The sequence below is a fragment of the Candidatus Didemnitutus sp. genome (genome assembly GCA_019634575.1).
GTDB lineage: Bacteria > Verrucomicrobiota > Verrucomicrobiia > Opitutales > Opitutaceae > Didemnitutus.
The window spans coordinates 1-21,808 of the sequence record JAHCAY010000003.1; the positions used below are offsets into that span (position 1 = coordinate 1).

2 protein-coding genes are annotated in these 21,808 nt (G+C 67.7%); both read right to left on the reverse strand.

All coding sequences use genetic code 11. From position 1 onward, the window contains the following. Positions 1-8,463: tandem-95 repeat protein (locus KF715_18710; GenBank protein ID MBX3738731.1), on the reverse strand; the 8,463-nt coding region annotated here is incomplete at its 3' end. 642 nt (positions 8,464-9,105) lie between these two features. After that, complete coding sequence (locus KF715_18715; protein MBX3738732.1) at positions 9,106-21,804, reverse strand: hypothetical protein; 12,699 nt, start codon at positions 21,802-21,804, stop codon at positions 9,106-9,108. Positions 21,805-21,808 lie beyond the last annotated feature (4 nt).

Here is a 21,808-nt window from a genome sequence, read left to right on the forward strand (position 1 = left end):
GGCATCGTTGCGCCACATCACCAGTCCGGTGTCCTTCAACTGCGTCGGTCGCGCCCAGAATTCCACCGTGAAGCCGGCGACCGACGCACCAAGGTTATGCTGAGGCACAGCCCGCACGCGACCGAAGTCGTCGGTGCCGTCGAATTGCACCGCGCGCGAGACGCGGCCATCGCCGATCAGCGCGGCGCCGTTGAACAACTCCATCTTGAGGCCGTTCACGACGTCGACGTCGTTCTTGTTGAAGGGCCACCACGCCGCGACGGTGGCGGGGTCTGGCTCGACCTTGTAGAGCGCGTCGACGCGGACCTCGACCGTGGCCTTCGAGCAAAAGCCGCCGTCATCGGCTTCGAGTTGCAGGAGGTAGATGCCGCCCTCCGAGAAGGTGGCGGTGGTCTGAGGCGAAGTATCGTTGGCGAAGGCGACGCCTCCGGGCCCGGAGAGTTTGGTCCACTTCGACGTGAGGACGCCGTCGACCGGCTGGCCGTCGTCGGTGACGGAGCCGTTGAGCGCGACGACGGTGTTGGCGGTGCGATTGTAGAGCGTGGGACCGGCGTCGACAATAGGGGCAACGTTGGCGACAGGGGGGCGTTTGCCGGCGGGGTGCGCGTAGATGGCGTTCACCTCGTCGGCGTAGATGGCGCGCTTGTAGACGGAGATTTCGTCGAGCAATCCGCCAAAGGACTCGGCGTTCGCGGTCTGGCCGCCGAAGTTCACGTCGAGGTTGGTGCGGAGCGTGAAGGAGCCGATCGCCTGCGTGACACGAATGGAACCATTGACGTAGAGACGAGCCTCGCCTGAGACGCGGTCATAGGTGGCGGCGACGTGCGTCCAGGTGCTGGTGGGTAGCACGCCGTCGACGCCGAGGATGTGCGAGGTGTTGTTTGTCTCGCGGAAATCTGCCTCGAGGCGGTTGCCGATCTGGCGGAGATTGAAGCCGCGTATCGCGCCGGAGGAATACTCGAAGATCGTGGCGGTGCGCGCGGCGCTCGGGTTCACCCATAATTCGAGCGCGAAGCCGGCGGTGTCGCCGGCACCGACATCGAGTGTGGGAGCGGCAAAAACACGGACACGGTCGTTCACGGCGTCGAAGCGGAATGCGCCGCCGATCTTGCCTTCGGCGTAATTGGTGCCGCGCTCGGTGAACGCCTGGTTGCCGCCGACGTGATCGTCGCCGTTGGCGGAGGCCTGCCACCAGGAAACGATGCCGTCGGGGGCCACAGGAATGCAGGAGTAGCCGAGCCAGACGGTGGTCACGTCGGTGGAGGTGAGCGCGGTGTCGCTTGCGGAGAGGCTTAAGACGTAGACTCCCGGAGCGGAGAACGTCGCGGTGGTGGACGGCGCAGAGGCATTGGCGAAGGCGACGGTGCCGGGGCCGAAGAGCTTGCTCCACGTCGAGGTGACAGGCGCGCCGTTCGGTAGGCCGTCATCGCGCACGGTGCCCCACAGCCAGAGTTGCGGCGGCAGATCGGCGCGGAAGGTGGTGTAGCCGGCGTTGACATAGGGCGGGCGATTGTAGGGCGTGAGCGAGATCGTGAGGTCGTCGGTGCGTATGACGCCGTCGAGCGTCGCGGTGAGACGGAGCACGTAGGTGCCGATGCCGCCGAACTGCGCCTTGGCGCGCGGCGAAGCGGGATTGTCGAACGTGACCGCAGCTGGGCCGCTAACGACGGACCACGCGTAGGTCGGCGCGGTCGGGAAGTCGTGGGCGGAGTGGCAGAATGCGCCCTTGAGTTGGATCGAATCGGGCCAGTTGCCCTCGATGTCGGCGCCAGCGCTGACGGTCCACGACGGTGCGATGGTCGGCGCGGCGTAGCCGGCAGTGCCGACGGTGACCGAGTAAAGCACAGGGGGCTCGCCGGTGCTGGCAGAGACGAGGCGAGAACGAAGCTTTAGGTAACGGCCGGCACCGGACGGCGTGGGGTTGGCGTAGCTGAGGGTCTGCCAGGCGCCGAAGGTGACTCCATCGGCGCTGAGCGCGGCTTCGACGGCAACATTGCCGTCGTTGCAGAGCTGCGCGTCCCACACGACCGGGCCCCAGGTGGTCCCGGAAAGCTGGCCGTCGTGCACGATGGTCCAGCGGCCTTCAGGCGAAGCGAGCGCGGTGCTGCTGCCGGTGAAGCGGCCGTAGGTCCAGAGCGCGCCGCCGAGATTACCGGTAGTCGTGTCGACCTCACCGATGGGGGTCTGTCCGTCAGAGCCGAGCGCGCCGCCGAGGGGATTAATACGTTCGACGACGCCGGTGGAGCTGACGACCCAGATGCGGCCGCGACGGTCGATCGAAACCTCGACCGGGCCGTGATTGGCCACCTCGACGTTGCCAATGAGCGTGCCATCGCTGAGCAGATGGCCGACGGAGTGGCCGCAGTGCGAGTGGGCGACCCAGATGTGATCGTTGGCGTCGATGGCGATGCCCATCGCCCACGGCTCGCCGTGGTAGAATTCGCCGAGCTTCGTGCCGTCGGGGGCGTATTTTATGATGGTGCTCGTCCAGTCCTTGGTGACCCACAGGTTGCCCTTGCTATCGAGAGCGGAGGCCCAGGCACCATCGCGAACGGAATTGGACTGCGGCAGGGCATCGATCGGGTCGTCGGTCTGCCAAATGAGGAACTGCGAGCCAGCAGAGTAGAGCTTACCGTCGGCGGCGATGAAACCGCCCTGCCCTCCCATGCCGATCGCCGGTTCGGAACGCAGGAGCGCGCCGGTATTGCCGTCGAAACGTTGCCAGCTGCCGCCGGCACCTCCGACCCAGACGTTGTCATCGGCGTCGACGGAGAGATGGCGCACGCCGGGCACGTCGGTGCGGACGTAGAGGAGGATCGCCTCGTCAGTGGCAGCGGCGAGGTTGTCGGCATCCCACGCGAGCACGTCGCCGAGCGCGCCGGAGGTGTCGACGCGACCGTTGCCGTTGCGATCGACCCAGTAGCCGTTCTCCGGGATGCCAATCTTGATCAGGGAATTGTCGCTGTAGTTGGCGACCCAGACGTTGCCCTTCGAGTCGACAGCAATGCGCGATGGATACGGCGTGTTGGCGGCGACGCTGGGCTTGCTGAGAAATTCGCCGAGCACGCGGCCGGTGTCGGGATCGATTTTCACGACAGTGCCCTTCTGGGAGTTGGCGACCCAGACAGCATCGAAGGAAGAGAGGACGACTTTGTTCGTCAGCTCGTCGGCCGTCTCGGTTGAGAGCGAGAAGAGCGTGCCCTCCGCGAAATCAGCGGTGGTCGTGTAGGTCCGCGAACGCGGCGGAAGGCCGGCGGTGAGTTGCACGGTGGCCGGGGCGGAGTTGAGTGCGCCGTCGCTGACGCGGAACGTGAACGAGTCGAACCCGCCGAAATCGGGAGCGGACGTGTAGACGAGGTTCGGCGGCGTGCCGGTCAAGGTGCCGCGCGTCGGCTGCGTTACCACCGTGTAGCTGAGCGAATCACCATCGACATCGGTGCCGGCGAGCGTGACGCTGAGCGGTTGACCGGTCGTGGTGGCGTAGGTCGCGGGCGTGGCGACGGGAGCATCGTTGACGGGAGTTACGGCCAGCGTGACCGCCGTTTCCGGCGACGTCAGCGAACCGTCCGACGCGACGAAGCGGAACACGTCGGAGCCGTTGTAGTTGGGCGCGGGCGTGTAGGTGAGGTTCGGCGCCGCGCCACTCAACGCGCCGTGCACCGGCGGTTGAGTGACCACGAACGTGAGGGCGTCGCCATCCACGTCGGCGCCGGTGAGGGCGATTGACACCGCGGTGTCTTCGGCGGTGGTGAGCGATTGGGAGTCGGCCGTCGGCGCGTCGTTCACGCTGTTGATCGTCAACGCCACCGTGGCCGGGCTCGATGCGACCGTGCCGTCGTGCGCCGTGAACGTGAACGAGTCCGTGCCATGGTAGTTGGCCGCCGGCGTGTAGGTGAGATTCGGCGCCGTGCCGCTCAACGCACCGTGGGCCGGTGGCGTCGCGACAGAAAACGTCAGGGCATCTCCGTCGACATCTGTCGCCGACAGGGCGAGCGCGACCGGAACATCCTCGTCGGTCGTGATGGCGGCGGCGCTGGCGACCGGCGGATCGTTCACTGGCGTGACGTCAAGCGTCACGGACGCCGGTGCGGAGGTGAGCGCCCCATCCGAGACCGTGAACGCGAACGCATCAGGCCCGTTGTAGTTCATCGTCGGAGTGTAGACGAGGTCCCGACCGGTGCCGCTGAGCACGCCGTGTTGCGGCGGGGTCGTCACGACATACGTCAACGCGTCCCCATCGACGTCGCTGCCACCCAGTGCGATCGCGGCGGCGGTATCCTCGGGAGTGACGACCGATTGCGCCAGCGCCACCGGAGCGTCGTTCACCGGGACGACGTTGAGAGTCACCGTCGCGGAAGCCGAGTCCAGTTGGCCGTCGTTGGCCACGAAGGCGAATTCATCGGGACCGTTGTAGTTCGGCGCCGGAGTGTAGAGCCAGTTGGCACCGGAGCCGGTCAGCAAGCCGTGCGCTGGATGCACGACGATGCGAAAGCCGAGCGGGTCGGTTTCGACATCGGAGCCGGTGAGCGTGATTGCCACGCCGACATCCTCCAGCGTGCTGGCAGTGGCCGAGGTGGCGACCGGGGCGTCGTTCACTGCCGCGACTTCCAGCGTGACGGTGTAAGGATCGCTTTGCAGCGTGCCGTCACTGACGCGGTAGGTGAACGAGTCGGGACCGTTGAAATTCGGCGCGGGGGTGTAGACGTAGCCGCCAGGCGCTGGTGCGAGCGTCCCGTGTGCCGGCGCGGTGGTTAGTTGGAACGTGACGGCATCGCTGTCGACGTCGGTTCCGATCAGCGAAAAAGCAACCGGCGTGTCTTCCACCGCGGAAACAGTGAAGTTGGCGCCGCTTGGGGCATCGTTGACCGGCGAGATCACGAACCGGATCTCGGCCGGAACCGACTCCAGCGTGCCATCGGAGACCTTGAAGAGGAGCGAGTCGCTGCCGTGAAAATTGGGGGCCGGCGTATAGGTGAGACGAGGATCGGGCCCAGTGAGCGAACCGGACACGGTGCCGTGGGCTGGCGGTGTCATGATCGCGTAGGTGAGCGCGTCGCCATCGGGATCGCCCGCGATCAGATCGAATTCCGTGGGCGTGTCCTCCACGACCGCCACCTCGGCGGGAGCGGCGATCGGAGCGTCGTTCACCGGATCGACGTGAATCGAGACCACCGCGGGAGCGGACGTCTGGGTGCCGTCGGAGACCGTGAAACGGAAACTGTCGTTTCCGTTGAAATTGTCGTGCGGCGTGTAGATCAGGTCCGGTGCCGTGCCGCTGAGCGTGCCGTGCGACGGTGGCTGCGTGACCGCGTAGCTGAGCGCGTCGTTGTCGGGATCGCTGCCCGTGAGCACGATCGCCTTCGGGCTGTCCTCGGGCGTCGTGACGCTTTGCGCGTCCGCGGTCGGCGGCTGATTGAGATCGGTCACCTCGAACGTGACCGTCGCGACGTTCGAGTCGGCCGTGCCGTCGTTGGCCTTGTAGGTGAACGAATCGGTGCCCCCGAAATTGTCGTTCGGACGATAGCTCAATGCAGGCGGGGTGCCCGTGAGCGTGCCGTGTGCCGGCTGGCTCAAGACCGTGTAGGTGAGCGGATCGTTGTCGGCGTCGCTCGCCACGAGCGTTGCGTCGACGTCGTGGCCTTCGCTCACGGTGCGCGAAAACGACAAGGCAATCGGTGCGTCGTTCAACGACTCGACCGTGATCGCCACCAGTGCTTCGGGCGAGGCGGCCACGCCGTCGCTCGCGCGAAACGCGAACTCGTCCGCGCCGTGGTAATCGGGCGCCGGCGTGTAGGTGAGATTCGGAGCCGTGCCGCTGAGCGTGCCGTGCACCGGTGGCACAGTGATTTCGTAGGTCAGCGCATCTCCGTCCGCATCCTGCGCGGTCAGCACGAGGGGCTTCGGGGTGTCTTCGCTGGCGAGGATGGTCTGGCCTTGCGCAACCGGAGCGTTGTTCGCGACCGTCAGCGAAATTGTGGCTTCAGCCGACGTCGTGCCGAGGTCCGCCACGGTGAATCCGAAGCTGTCGGGTCCCGCGTAGCCCGCAGTCGGGGTGTAGACGAGATTCGGAGCGGTGCCGGAAAGCGTGCCGTGTTGCGGCAGATGCGTGACGCCAAACGCGAGGGCGTCGCCGTCCACATCGGTGCCGGACAGAACGAGCGGCAGCGGCGCCCCTGCATGCAAGGTGTAGCTCGCGGACTGCGCCACAGGCGCGTCGTTGACCGGATCCACGTGCAGGGTGACCGTCGCCGAAACCGATGTGAGTGATCCATCGGAAACCGCGTAGGTAAACGCGTCCGTGCCGAAGTAGTTCGACGCGGGCGTGTAAGTGAGATTCGGGGCCGAACCGGTGAGCGTGCCGTGCTGCGGCTGCGTCTGAACGATAAACGAAAGCGGTGAGCCTTCCGCGTCGGCTCCGGCGAGCACCACCGCAGCCGATGTGTCCTCGGCCAGCGTGATGTCCCTTGGCGTCGCCACGGGACGGTCGTTCACGGGGTCAACCGTGAGCGAAATCGTGGCGGGAGCCGAAGTGAGCGCCCCATCGGAAACCGTGAACGCGAAGGAATCCGGCCCCGCATAGTCGGGTGCCGGCGTGTAAGTGAGGTTGGGCGCCACGCCGCCCAACGTGCCGTGCTGCGGAGGCACCGTGACCGCGAACGTCAGCGGGTCGCTCTCCGGGTCGACGCCGGCGAGAGTCACCGCGATCGGCGTATCCTCCGGCGTGACCACGGACTGCGGCGTAGCCGTCGGCGCGTCATTGATGAGCGCGACCGTCACCGTAATGCCCACTGAGTCCGTGGCCGATCCGCGATCGTCGGTCGCCCGCGCAAGGAAGTTGTAGGTGCCCGCGGGGAGACCGCTGAGCGCGAGCGCATAGGGCGCCGCGAGCGCCTCGCCGATCTTCGTGGCGTCACGGAAGAATTCCACCTTCACCACGCTGCCGTCGCTGTCCGACGCGGACGCCTGGAGGGTGAACGCTCCCGGCACATCGAAGGTGCTGCCATCCGCCGGAGAGATCAGTGCGACGACCGGCGCAACGTTGGCAGGGATGACCGTGACGGCGACCGGCGCCGAGGTGGTGGTGGCACCGTTATTGTCCGTGGCCGCCGCGGTGAAGACGTAGTTGCCGACCGCCAGTGTCGGACTGAGTGCGCTGAAAGGCGCCGCGGTGCTCTCGCCGATCTTCGCTCCATCCTGGAAAAACTCCACCTTCGCCACCGTGCCGTCGCTGTCAGCGGCGGTCGCGTTAAGCGTGATCGCCGCGGGCGCCGCGAACGTGCTCCCTTCGACGGGACTGGTCAGCGCAACGGTTGGCGGGACATTCGGTGTCGCGACGGTGATGGCGACCGAAGCGGAGCTGACTGACGCGCCTGCATTGTCGGTCGCGCGCGCGGAAAAGGAATAGCTGCCGGCACCGAGATGGGAAACGTTGACCGCGAACGGCGCCGCCAGATCCTCCCCGATTTTCACGGCGTCTTGGAAGAATTCCACCTTCGTGATCGTGCCGTCGGCATCCGAAGCGATCGCACTCAGGACGAAAGACGCCGGAGCATCGAACGATGCGCCCGCTGCTGGCGAGGAAATCGCAACGGTCGGCGGCTCGTTCGGAGTCTGCGTCGACTGGAGACGCAGCACGCCGCCCCCGTTGACCGTGAGACGATCGCAAATGACTCCGCCGACCAGCACGCTATTGCCATTGACGAGCACGGTGCCGTTTGGTGCGAGGACGTTGCCGTGAAAATTCACGCCGCCGTTCAAGGTCAGTCCGCCGGACGCGATGTTCATCGTCAGCCACCCGGGCTGGCCGGCGGCCCCGAGATTGCCGTTGGCGGAAAATCCGTTCGCGAGATTGACGATGACCGGACCGACAACGTCGAATCGGGTGCTGCCGTTGAGGTTCAGATGTTGAAAGTTATAGATCGACGGCGTCGTGGCCCCAGCGATGCCGAGCGTGAAGCCGCCGCTGCCATTCGCGGTGAAGTCGCCGTAGGTGCCGGCAGGGACGGTGAACTGCCCCACCCCGCCATTCAGGGTGAGATTGCGCAGGCCGCTCCAGTTGATGCTCGTGCCGGAGGAGTTGACGGTGACCGATGTCGTGCCACTCGGAGCAGGCACCGCAGCCACTGAGGGGAGCGTGACGGCGTTGGTGCGCCGAACGACGTGGCGAAGCGTGGCGTTGCCGTTGAGCGTGATCTGGTAATTCGTCGGCGTCGCCGCGCCGGTGCCATCGAGCGTGCCGCCGTAGCTAGGTTGACCGTTGAGTCGCACGGACGGCGCGCCGGGCACGAGGAGATCGAGAGTGACCTTGGCTCCGCCGTTCAAAGTCACCGCCTCCGGGAGCATCTGCTGCACAGAGCCTTCGACGGTGCCGTTCAGCGATGGCGCATGCCGCACTTGGGCAATCTGACCGAAAACCGGCGCCGACAGGGAAAGACCGAGATACAGGGCCAAAGCACTTTTCATAAGGAAATGCTCCGTGAAAGGGCGGCCCTTGCCCCGTGGAGGGGCGCTAGAGATTCAATCAGCCAGAAAGATTCAAGTGAAATCCCCCAACGAATCCTAATCTTAACGAGCAGTCCTACTGTTTGGCGCGCCTAGCCAATGGCCGATACTCACTCCGCAAAGCCCCTTCCTGCTGCGTTTCCCGTGGCATACAAGGGCTGCGCTTGAACGCAGCGCATGTTTTGTCGGCAATGCTCCCCTGCACGAACTCCGATTTAGTCCGGCAACGCATATTGGGCTTCGATTTGCATCGCCGCGCGTCGGTGCCGTTGGATGGCTACCATTTCTCACGATCAAGCTAGGCACACGGCCGAATTCGTCGAGGTTACCGGACCGATGCACACGCCGGGTGTGCTCGCCTGATTGGCGAGCAGCCTATTGTAGTGACCGATAAGCTGAGCATTGGGCTAAAGCATCACTAAGTAGGCACGAACACTACCCGCGCATGAAGCCGCGTCCTCGTCGAAGGGCGTCACATCGGGGAAATATCGCATGCACTTGCGCAATGCGCTGCCGGTGCTTCGGACTCACCGATTTGACTGACTATACTCGAATTCACTCAGCACAATCGCGGAGAGCGCTCAGTTTTCTCCGAGGCGAAGGCTATCGTGTCACCATGAGACGGAGGAAGCAGTGCGGGGCCGCGGTGGCCGGGTAGGTCGCGCGCCAGGTGGCCACGCCACCGACGGTCGAGACCAGCGTGTGCGTCACGCCCGTGGCCGACCAACTGGTGAGATTGGTCGAGAATTGCACGGCGTAGGTCACGTCCGTCCGGTTCGCCGGACGCGTGTAGGTCAGCGTCCATTGGCCGTTCTCGAGCGTGAGCGCTGGCGCGCCCGCCGGACTGGCGGCCTTCGGATTCAGGCCGAGCGCGTATTCGACGAGGTTTGAGAGTCCGTCATGGTCGTAGTCCGCGTTCGGTCCGGTCTGCGTCGGGTCGGCGATTTCGGTCGGGGTGAAATTATCCACGAGCCACGATGCGAAATTCGCCGTGACGTTGAATGTGCGTTCGACGGGCGCGGCCGCGAGATAGCCGCCGTTGCCCGGCTGGGTGGCGCGAATCGTGATCGCGCCGGTGCCGAGCAGAGTCAGCTGGTTGCCCGCGACGCTGGCGGAGCCGGAGACGACGCTGAACACGACCGTGAGGCCGGAACTGGCCGTCGCCTCGAGCGTGAGCGGCGTGGCGCTGAACGGAACGTCGGACAGCGCGGCGAACGTGATCGTCTGCGCTTCCTGCGTGAGAGCGATCACGGCGCTGCGCGAAGTGGCGGTGCCGTAGGAGTTGGTCACGACGACATCGTAGGTGCCCGCGTCTTCGGCCGTGACATTGGCTTTCGTGAAGGTCGGGGAGGTGGCGCCGTCGATGGCGCTGGTGTTGTGCCGCCACTGATAACCGAGTGTCGGCGCGCCGCTGGCCGTGACGCTGAGGTTGATCGTGCCGCCCGCGCTGAGGGTGGCGCTGGCGATCGTGTCGGCGGTGATTTCCGGAGCGAGGGGCGTGCCTTGCAGCGAGGCGAGGCCGGCGCGGCTGATGCCGTCATCGAGGAAGCTGAAACTGCCAACCACGATCAGGTGTCCGGTCGGGAGCAACGCGAGGTCACGGAAGGAAGTGCTCGAGATGCCGCCCGCGGTGCTGGTGAACGAGCGTGTGCCGTCGTAGGTCGGATCGAGCACACCGTCGGGTCCGAACTGCAGCACACGCGAACGCGTGCCGGCACTCTCGGTGAAACTGCCCGCGATCACGATGCGTCCGTCGGGCCGCAGCACGATCGGCACGATCGTGCTGTTGAAATTGGCCGTCGCGCCGAGCGTGAACGTCGGGTCGACGACCCCGTCGGCGGTGAGCCGCGCGACGCCGGCCCGGGCCACGCCGTCCACGGTCGTGAATTGTCCGGCGATGAGCAGCCGGCCGTCCGGGTAGACGAGGAGCTGGTAGACGTTAGCCACGTTCAGGTTGTTGAACCCGGTATCGAGTGGACCGGTGGAGAGGAAGCGCACGACGCCGCGCCGGGAGGCGCCGCCCGCCGTCGTGAATGGGCCCGCCACGAGCACCCGTCCGTCCGCCAGCGCGCGCACCGCCATCGGCGTGGCGTCGAGGCCGCCCGCGGGGTCGAAGGTCGGATCGATGGCTCCGGTCGAAGCGAGGCGAACGAGGTTCCGCGCGGAGCTGCCGGCGATATCGACGGTGAAATTGCCGCCGACGTAGATCCGGCCATCGCCGAGCTCGGCGACGTCGCTGATCACGGCGTTGGACGGCAGGTCGGCGTTGAACGTCGGATCGAGCGCGCCGTCAGCGGTGAGACGGACGAGTCGCTTCACGGCCTGTCCGGCGAGCGTGGAGAAGGTGCCCCAGGCGTAGAGCCGGCCGTCGGGCAACGGATGGAGCCCCGTCAACGAACCGCCGCTGTTCACTTCCAGTGCCGCGAAACTCGAGTCTGCGGAACCGTCGGGCAACAGCCGAAGGAGGCGCGTCGACGTGATCGTCCACCAATTTCCATTCGCGGCGGCCACGAGGTCGCGCACGTCGGTGCCCGTGGCGGTGGCGTTGAAGCCGAGGCGCACCGAGCCGGCGCGGGGTAGCGCGGCCGAACGGACGGAGAGATTCACAAACGCCTCGGCGTATCCCTCGCCGTTGGCGACGACGATGCGGTATTGGCCCGCATCGGCCGGCTTCACGTTCGTGCGGGCGAGCGCCGCCGTTGTGCTCAGGATGGTCGTCGGATCGGAAACCTTCGTCCACGCATAGGTGAGCACGCCGGTGGGCGTGCTCGCGGCGACGCTCCAGGTGATGCTGCCGCCTTCGGGCAATTCAGCGTCGGCTGGCGCCGTGCCGATGACCGGCGTGAGCGCGTCGGTATATTGGATCCACACGGCGGCGTGGCGGATGTTGGACGTGGCGCTGTTGACTGCGCCCCCGATGCGTCCGATGTCGCCGACGAGCAGGATCTGATTGCCGTTGGCAAGGAGGGGTGCCGCCCGGCTCGAGGTCGCGGTCGTCGCGTAGCCGCGGTAGAATTGGCCGCGGTAACCGTTGGCATTGTTGAAGAGCGTGTCCGCCGTGCCGTCGGCGCGGAAGCGATAGAGGCCATTGGGCGTGCTCGCGACGATACTGTCGTCGGGCAACGCCAGGGCGCTCGTGTAGCCGGTGGTGAGATTCGCGGTCGCGGGCAGCAGCGCTCCGTCGGCGCCGAGCCAGGCGAGTCCGGTGCGGGCGACGCCGCCGACTTGGGTGAAGTTGCCGCCGATGAGCAGGCGCCCGTCGGTGGCGGCGCTGATGAAGTTCACCGTCGAATTCGGCGCCGGCGCGAACGTGGCATCGAGGGCGCCGCTGGCATCGAGCCGGATCAGGCGCGTGGCGGTCAGGCCGTTGTAAGTGGTGAACGCTCCGCCGACGATCACGCGATCGTCCGGCGACATGAGCAGCGTCGGGTTCGGGTTGTTGAGGCCGGTGCCGACGAGGAACGTGGTGTCGAGCGCGCCCGCCGCGGTGAGACGCGCGAGATATTGGCGCGCGACGCCGGCCACCTGGCTGAACGAACCGCCGATGACCAGTCTGCCGTCGGAGGTGAGCGCGAGCGAAGTCACGGTGGAATTCGGGCCGGTGCCGGGGTCCCAGACCGGATCGACGGTGCCGTCGGCGAGCAGGCGGACGACGCGGTTGCGCGTGACGCCGTTGACCTTGGTGAACTGACCACCGAGATAAATGCGGCCCTGCGCGTCGACGAGCGCGCACGACACCACGGGGGAGGAATTCGAGCCCGTGATCACCGTGGGAAGTCCACCCGCGAAGGTGCCGTCGGCGTTCAGCCGGAACAGTTCGTAATTCGCGCTGCCGTTAACCGAGGAGCCAATCGAGACGACCAGCGCCCGACCGTCGGGCTGCCGCACACCGAACAACGCCGGCGTGTCGATGCGCGTGACGGCGTTCAACGCACTGAGTGCGCCGCTGTAGTCCGTCGGCGGGACGCTCACGGTCACCGGCGTCGTTTGCACCGTGCCGCCCGTGGTCGTGACCCGCACGGTGTAATCCCCCGCGGCGCTCGACGGCGCGCCGCTGAGGCGGTAGCGCGATGCCGTGGCGCCAACGATCGCGTCGCCGTCCTTGAACCACTGGAAGGTCGCGTTCGCCGGCGCGAGGACCGGCGCCGCGAGCGAAAGGATGCCGTAAGGCGAAAGCGAAAGGTCCGCGAACGTGCCGGTGATTTCGGGCGCCACGGACGAGGGCAGTTCCGTGCCGACGAGGGCGAAGAGGCCGAGGCGGTCCGTGACGCCTCCGAGGGCGGCTCCACTGCTGTTGCTCACCAGAATGCGGCCGGAGGGCTGCACCGTGACCCGTTGCGGCACGGTGTTGGAGCTCACCGCCGTGGTAGCCGGGAGATTGGCGAAGGACGGATCGGGCGCACCGTCCGCGAGCAGGCGCACGATGCCGTTGCGCGGGAGACCGTCGTAACTCGAGAACACGCCGACCACGATGAGCCGGCCCGCGGCGTCGACGGCCATCTCGGAGTAGGAGGCGCTGCCCGAAGCAAACGCGAACACGCCTGGGGTAAAGTTCGCGTCGATCGTTCCGTCGGGCCGCACGCGCACGATCCGGCGATAGTCGGACCCGTAGCCGCTCTGGCTCGAATTGCTCCAATTCAGAATGACGAACAGGCTGCCATCGGCCGCGCCGACAAAGCCGTTGATGAATTCGCTCGAACGCAGGATCGGTCCGACGAAGGTCGGGTCGATGGTGCCGTCGGCATTGAGCCGCGCGAGCCAATGGTTGTTGCCGACGGAGTCGTTGAGGGAGCCGACCAGCCAGCGCTTGCCGTCGGGAGCGACATGGAAACTGCCCGACGCGAAGGCCCCGACATCGAACGAGCCGTCGAGCACGCCGGCCGCGCTGTAGCGTTGGAGCCCGCTGCCGGCGCTTACGAGAATGCGCCCGTCATCGAGCGGGATCACATCGTTGCTCGCGCCGATGACGCCGAACGTCGGGTCGACCGAGCCGTCGACGTTGAGGCGCACGACGCGCGAGACTCCGTCGACGCCCACGGTGCCGCCGAACAGCAGCAGCTTGCCATCGCTCTGGAAACGCAGGCCCGCGGCGACGCCGGTGACCTGCGCCGAGAGCGTGAAGTCGCCGCGCGCCGTGCCATCCGGGGCAAGCGCCACGAGCGGCCGGGCCGCGGCGGCGCCGAGCTGCACATTGCCGACGAGATAGATGTTGTTGGCCGCGTCGCTGTAGGGCCGCGCTCCGCCCACGACCGAGAGTCCGGCACCCCAGGCGAGGTCGACTTCGCCGGGGCGGGCGTTGTTCGTTCGCACTGTGACCTGCGTCGGTCCGGCCGTGAGCACGTCCGAGCCGCGCGTGGCTGTGACGCGGTAAGCACCGGCGTCCGTCGTGGAGGCATTGGCAATGACCAGTGACGGTCCCGTGGCACCGTCGATCGCATTGCCATCGCGGAACCATTGGTAGGTCGTCGCACCGTCGCCACCGCGGAAGGCAGGGCGCAACGCGAGCACCCCGCCCTGCGCAACCGTGAGCGCATCGGGCAGCGGCGTGAGCAAGGCGAGCGCATCGGTGTCGCCCGCATTCGTATAGGAAAGACCGAACACGCTCACGCCGCCGATCGCAGTCAGGCCATTGCCGCCCGCGACGAGCAGCCGATCGCCCGCCCCCAGCAACGCCTGCGGATTGCTCTGCACGGTGACGGCGCGGTCGATGCCGCCGTTGCGCGTCAGGCGGAGCAGTTGCGACGTGGTCAGCAGGTAGAGGCGCCCCGCGGCGTCCTCGGCCAAGTCCCGCGCGGTGGCATTGAGGCTGAGACTGAAATTGCGATCCACCGCGCCGCCGGAGGTGAGCTGCACGACGATGGAATTTTCGCCGAGCACGAAGCCGTTCTGGCCGGTCAGGAAGATGCGCCCGTCGCCCGCGAGGTAGATGCCGGTGGGCGTATTCGCGAACGCCGGCGCGGTGAACGTCGGATCGAGCGCACCGTTGGACGTCAACCGGACGAGACGGGTCGCGACGTTCGTCGCGCCGACGCGCGTGAAGTTGCCGGCCAGCAGGATGCGGTCGCCGCCGACGAGGACGATGTCGGTATACTCCGTCGCATCGAGACCGGTCGGAGCGAAGGTCGAGTCGAGCACGCCGGCGACGCTGATCCGCGCGAGCTTGCTGCGCGCGACACCGGCGATGGTGGTGAAGCTGCCGAAGAGCACGATCTGCCCGTCGCTCTGGCGCGCCATGCGGACGGGCGATCCGCCGGTGGTGTTGGTGCTGTTGAGCAGCACGCTCGCGAGCGACCCGTTGCTGTTGAGCCGGACGAGGTAAGCCGTGCTGCCGTCGCTCAGGCCGAGATTGCCGAGCACGAGGATGCGGCCGTCAGGCTCGATGAGCGTCGCGTTCACGCTGACGCCGGCGGTCGTGGAGAACGGCAGGGCATTGTTGAAGGCGGTGTCGAGCACGCCCGCGGAGGTGAAGCGCGCGAGCCCGCGGCGCGGGACGCCGTCGACCGTCGTGAAAGTGCCGCCGGCGAGCACGCTGCCGTCGGCCACGCGAGACAGTGCACCCACGCCGCCGTTGAAGTTCGATGCGAGTGTGATGCCGCCCACCGGGGCGAGCGGATCGGCGGCGAAGAACGAGACGTTCATCGTGGCCGTGGCCGAACCGCTGGCGTTGGTCGCGGTGACAGTGTAAGTGCCGGCATCGGCCGACGAGGCGCCGGTGACGATCAGCTGCGGACCGGTCGCGCCTGCGAGCACCGCGCCATCGCGCCGCCAGACGTAGGTGAGCGGTCCCGCACCGGCGAAGCGGGCGAAAAGGGTGAGCGTGGTGCCGTCGCCGATCGTGCGGTTGCCGCTGCTATCGGCGAGCACGGGCGCGCCGGTCGGGCCGCCGGTGACATTCAAACGCACATAGCCCGAGCGCGGCGCGCCGCTGATGAAGCCGGTGAGGGCGAGCTTCGCACCGACCCAGGTCAGCCGGCTCTCGCTCAGGTTGTCCACGCGAAGTCTGCCGCTGCCGGGAAAATTCACGTCGAACTGGCCGGCGGTGGCATCGACGCGCACGATCGGGCCGGTCGGGAAACCGTCGAAGGTCGCAGACGCGCCGGTGTCCAGCGAAAGGTAGATGTAGCCGTCGGCGCCGATGGCGAGGGAGCTCGGCGACGCCGATGCTCCCGCGGAGCGCGTGATGCCGAACGTCGGATCGAGCGCGCCCGTGGTCGTGAGGCGGGCGATCGTCTTCCGCGGCTGCCCGGAGATGCTGGTAAAGCTGCCGACGAGCAGAAGCCGACCTGCGCTGTCCAGCGCCAGGCCGCTGACACTGCCGCTCGCGAAGCTGGCGCGCGTGAACGTGCCGTCGATCGCGCCGGCGGCGGTGAGGCGCACGATTTCCTCGACGTTCGTCGTCGAGTTGTAGCCGACGATGTAGACCTTGCCGAGATTGGCGGTGTCGGTCGCGAGCCGCACGAAGCGGATGCCCGTGAGGCCGTGGGCGCCGGGCACGAACGTCGTGTCGACCGCGCCGGCCGTCGTCAGCCGCGCGACACCGGCGCGGCTGGTGCCGGTGACAGTGGCAAAATAGCCGGCGACGATCAGTTTGCCGTCCGACTGGAGAACGGCGTCGAGGATCTGGTTGTCCGGCGTGGGCGTGTAGGCGGAATCGTAGGTGCCGTTGGCATTCACGCGCGCGATGTAGTTGCGCGCGGTGACGCCGAATGCGTCGTCGAACGCGCCGATCGCGATCACCTTGCCGTCGGATTGCACGAGCAGCGTGCGCACGAAGCCCGTGAAGCCGGCGCCGGAAGCGAACGTCGCGGCGGGCTGCAGCACGCCGTTGGCGTCGTATTTGCGAAGGTAGCTGCGCGAGGGATTGTTGTAGTTGTCGTAGAACGACGCGATCGCGCTGCCGTCGGCGGCAAACCCGAACACCGTCGCATCGCGCGGCAGCGGGTCGGCGGCCCAGGTGAGATCGAGGCTGCCGGGTCCGCCGAGCTCGGGGTCGACCGTGAGACTGACCGGCGTGGTCTCCACGCTGCCGTTGGTCGAGGAGGTGACCCGGAGTTTGTAGGCGCCGGCCTCGTCGGCGCGGATGCTGCGCAAGGTGAGCACGGGGGACGTCGCGCCGGTCACGGTGGTGCTGTTCGTCAGCGCCGTCGCGCCGCGATACCATTGGAAGGCGAGCGTGCCCCGGCCGCTGGCGAGGGCGCTGAGTTCGACACGCGTGCCGGCCGCGACCCCGCTCCCGGGCGCCACCGGGGCGCGCGCGATGGCGGGCGCCTGCGGCGGATACGAGCCGCTGAGCAGGCGCGCGAAACCCGCATAGGAGCCGTTGCTGAGCATGACGCTGCCGGAGACGAACAAGGAGCCGTCGCCGAGCGCGAAGAGCGCGGAGAAGCTGGAACTGCCCGCGTTCGGACTCGCCCATTGCGTATCGATCGCGCCGGTGGAGGTGAGGCGCACCGACCTCTCCACCGGCCAGCCGGAGAACGAGTCGAACAGGCCGAGCACGATCACCGTGCCGTTGTCGCTCGGCACCGCGGCGACGATCGACGGGCTGTCGTAATACGCGCGCACCGCGGGGCCGCTGCCGGGATCGAACGCCGTGTCGAGCGAACCGTCGGCGTTGAGGCGCGCGAGCTTGTTGCGCGTCGTGCCGTTGTAGGCGGTGAAATTGCCATGGACGATCAGCTTGCCGTCGGTCTGCGCGACGAGGCCGAGAATCGTGCCGTCGGCGCGCGTGCCGCCAGCGAACGTCGTGTCGTTGGCACCGGTGCCGCCGATGAAACGCGCGAGGCGATTCGCCGCCGCGCCGCGATACGCGGTGAAGGCGCCGGCGATGATCACGTTCGTCCCCTGGACGACGATGCGGCTGACCACGTCGTTCGGACCCGTGGCATCGCTCGTCGGCGCGAGCGTGGTGTCGACGCTGCCGTTGGTATTGAGGCGCGCGAGGTAGCGCCGCGTCGTGCCCGCCACGGTGTCAAAGTAGCCGCCGAGCAGAATTTTGCCGTCGGACTGCAGCGCGAGCGCGGCAATCTGGGTCGCGTAGCTGGCGCTGGATTGGACGACGGTCACGGGCGCGAAGGTCGGATCGACCGCACCGCTCGAAAGCAGGCGCACAAGGCCGTAGGTCACGCCGTTCGTGACCATGCTGCCGGCGACGATCAGCTTGCCGTCCGACTGCAACGCGAGCGCGGTGGCCGTGAGCTGCGTGAGGGTCGGCGCAAAGGTGCTGTCGACCGTGCCGTCGGCATTCAAACGCCGCAAAAGACCGCTGCCGCCGACGTAGTATTGTCCTCCCGCGGTGCGGACGACGGCTTGCACGGAACCATTCAAGGTAGACGCGCCCGTGAACGGCAGCGTCAGCGCACCGGGCACGGCCGCGGTGTCGAAGGTGAGTGTGACCGGCGTCGAGTCGGTCGAGCCGTAGGTGTTGGTGATGCGCACGAAGAACGTCGCGCCGAAATCGGTGTCGCCGACGTTGGCGAGTGTGTAGCTGCTCCCCGTGGCGTCGGTGATCGCGACACCGTTGCGATACCATTGGTAGGTGAACGGGCCGGGCCCTGCCGCGCCGACGGTGAACGTCGCGCTCGCACCGTAACCGACCGCCTGCGCGAGCGGCGCGCCCGAGATGACCGGTGCAAGCTTCACCGTCACGCGCCAGCCTTGCGTGCTGTATTCGCCGGAGCCGTTGGAAAACGTGAGCGTGTAGAGGCCCATGTCGCCGAGGCCCGCGGAGGCGACCGCATAACTCGCGCCGGTGGCGCCCGGAATGAGCACGCCGTCGCGATACCATTGATAACGGAGTCCGGAAATCGCGTCGCCGTAGCCGACCGAGAACGGGTTGCCCGGGTTCACGTCCGCCACGAAAATCTGGTCGCCCGGCAATGTGTAGCTCGGGCTGTCGCCGCCGAAGAGCACGGCGAGGCGATTGCGCGCCACGCCGCCGTAGGCGGTGAACGTGCCGCCCGCGGCGACACGGCCATCGGCGACCACGGCCAGCGCGCGCACTTCGCCGGAGAAGCCCGTGCCCACATCGAAGACCGGATCGATCGTGCCGTTCGCCGCAAGACGGAGCAGGCCGCGCCGCTCGCCACCGCCGAGCGTCGTGAACGCACCGCCGACGTAGAGCCGGCCATCCGCGAGCGCGGCGAAGGCGTGCACGGCGCCGTCGGCGCCGAGGCCGCCCAGAAAGGCGCTGTCGCGCGAGCCGTCGGCGTTGAGGCGGACCAGACCACCGACGCTGGCGCCGGCCCAGGCGGTGAACGAGCCGCCCACGAGCAGCTTGTCGCCGCTCACGACCGCGAGCGCGCGCACGGGTTTGGAGGAATCGGCGTTGCCGGCGCCGAGGTCGAAACCGCTGGCCCGCGCGCCAGTCGCGTTGAGTTTCACGACTCCGGGCGCGGCCGAGCCGGCGAAGCTCGTGAACGCGCCGCCGGCGAAAACACTCCCGTCGCTGGCGCGGGCCAGCGCGAGAATCGCACCGTTGGCGCCCGAGCCGGCGTTGAACGCGGAGTCCACTGCCCCACCCGCTTGCAGCCGGACGAGGCCGCCGGCCGGTGTGGCGCCGGCAAAACTGAACCCGCCACCGACGAGCAGGCGACCGTCGGGCTGGAGCAGCACGGCGTTGACCGCGGCGTTGAACACCGGCGCGGCGAACGTCGCATCGACGGAGCCATCCGCATTGAGCCGCACGAGGCCCGGAGCGGACGTGCCGTTGTAGCTCGTGAAGCTGCCCCAGAGCAGGATTTTGCCGTTGGCGTCGAGCGCGCCGCCGAGCACCGCGCCGTTGCAGCCGTTGGTGTAGGCGAAGGTCGGATCGATCTGGCCATAGACATCGATCGCCGCGACGCGCAGCCGCGCGGTGCCGGAAAAGGTCGTGAAATCGCCCGCCACGACGAAGCGTCCGTCGGCGAGCGGAACCACGGCGCTGACGGTGCCGCTGGCGAGCGCGGCGGCGTTCATCGCGGATTCGAGTCCGCCGCGACGCACGGGCGCGGAATGAAAACGCGCGAGGCCATGGCGCGTTGCGCCGTCGATGGCCGTGAAAGTGCCGCGCACGAGGATTTTTCCGTCCGGCAGCTCGAGAAAATCCGACGGATAGCCGCCCGCGACCGTGTCGGCGGCGAAGAGCGAATCGACGGGGCCGTTCGCGGTGAGTCGCGCCAGCATCGGACGCGGCTGATCCTGCATCGCGTTGAACGCGCCGGCCACGAGCACGGTGCCGTCGGCGGCGCGGCGCGCGCGGTAGACGTAACTGTTGGCGCCGGGATACGGATTGAAAGTAAGGTCCGGCGTGCCGTCGGCGTTGAGGAGCGTGGTGCCGTTGAAGACGTAGCCGCCGGAGTTGGCGAAGATGCCGCCGAGGAGAATCTTTCCGTCGGTCTGCACCTGCACGCTGTTCACCGCAGCGCTGACGTCCGTGTTGGCGGCAAAGGCGGTGTCGACCGCGCCCGCGGTGGACAGGCGCACGAGATTCGCTTCGGCGGTGCCGCTGAAACTCGTGAATGCGCCGCCCACGATGAGGCGACCGGAGGCATCGAGCGCGGCGTCGGCGATGGTGCCGCCCGCCGGGCCGGTGCCGGGCGCGAAGGCGGTGTCGAGCGCGCCGGCGGCCGTCACGCGGGCGACGCCAGCGCGCGCGGTGGCGTTGACCTGCGTGAACGTGCCGGCAAGCGCGAGGTCGCCCGACGCGGTCGCGAGCGCGCGCACGACATTGCCGCCGGTGATCGCGAGCAGCGGCGAGGCGTAGCTGAGGTTGCCGTTCGCGTCGAAGAGCGCCGCGCCGCTCCGCGTTTGCGAGCCGAGCTTCGTGAAGGGGCCGAACGCCCAGACGTTGCCGTTGGGCAGTTCGAGCACCTCGGTGATCTGGTTGTCGGTGTAGTTGCCGTCGTAGGCGGCGAAACTGGAGTCGATCTTCGCATTCGGCAGGTAACGCGCGAGGTCGACGCGCCGTGTGCCGCCGATCCAGTCGAAGAGGCCCGCGACGTAGAACTTGCCGCCGAGGCCGGGCCGCACGGCGTTGATGTAGGGCGGAAACCAGAGGCCGGCGCGGCTGTTAAAGGTGGCGTCGCGCGCACCGGTGTTCGTCACACGCAGGAGACCGGCCTGGCCGGAGACGGTGTCGAACATGCCACCGGCGGCGAGCACGCCGTCGTCCGGCGTGACGGCGATGCTCTGGATGCGGCGGAAGGACATGCCCGGGCGGTTGAACTGCCATGCTGCCTCCGGCACGAAGAAGCTCTCGTCAATCGTGTTGCCGTCGCCGCTCACGCGCACGAGGCCGGGCGCGGCCGGGTTGTAGTTGTATTGGTAGGCGGGCGCGAAATCGCCCGCGACGAGGATGCGCTCCGCGCTGTCGAGCTTGAGATCGCTGATCGTGTCGTAGGTGGACGAGAACACCGCGGTGGCGCCGAAGGTCGAGTCCAGCGCGCCCGCGGTCGTGAGCCGGGCGAGGCACTGGCGCGCCGTGCCGTTGAAGGTGGAGAAGAACCCGCCGATCACCGGGCGGCCGGCGCTGTCGATCGCGATGGCCACGATGTCGGAATTGGCACCCGTGCCGGGATTGAACGCCGTGTCGAGCGCGCCCGCCGCGGTGAGGCGCGCAATGCGGTTGCGCGCGGTGCCGTTGTAGGTGGTGAAACGGCCCACGATGATCGCCTGGCCGTTGGCCTGGAGCGCGACGTCCCAGACGATGTCGTTCGCACCGGTCGTCGGAGCGAACGTCGTGTCGAGCGCGCCCGCCGTCGTGAGGCGCGCGACGCGGTTGCGCGTGTTGCCGTTGAAGCTCGTGAACGCGCCCACGGCGACGACCTTGCCATCGCTTTGGAGCGCGAGTCCGATGACCTCGCCGTTGAAACCCGTGCCGGGGTTGAAGGTCGTGTCGAGCGAGCCGTCGGCATTGAGTCGCGCGATGGAGTTGCGCGACGTCGCGCCATAGGCGGTGAACACGCCGCCGATGACGATCTTGCCGTCGCTCTGCACGGCGATGCAGCGCACGGTGCCATTGAGCGACGCGCCGACGTTGAACGTCGGATCGATGGTGCCGTCGGCGTTGAAGCGCGCGAGATTGGCCGCCTCCCCGCGGTCGGCGCGACTGAAGAGACCGCCGGCGAGCACCTTGCCGTCCGGCTGGGTCGCGACGGCGAAACCGAGGCCGAAGGTCCGCGCGTCCGGATCGAACGTCGAATCGAGATCCGCCGCAGGCGCGACCGACAGCGCGACCGTCGCCGCGAACGTGAGGGTCAACAACGCGCGAATCCCGACAAAAGCGAGCACGCCGCGCGCAGCGTGGAAGGAGCGGGCAACCATGGCT

Coding starts and splice junctions, on each gene's coding strand:
- KF715_18715 (MBX3738732.1), bottom strand. CDS start 21,804: ATGGTTGCCCGCTCCTTCCACGCTGCGCGCGGCGTGCTCGCTTTTGTC.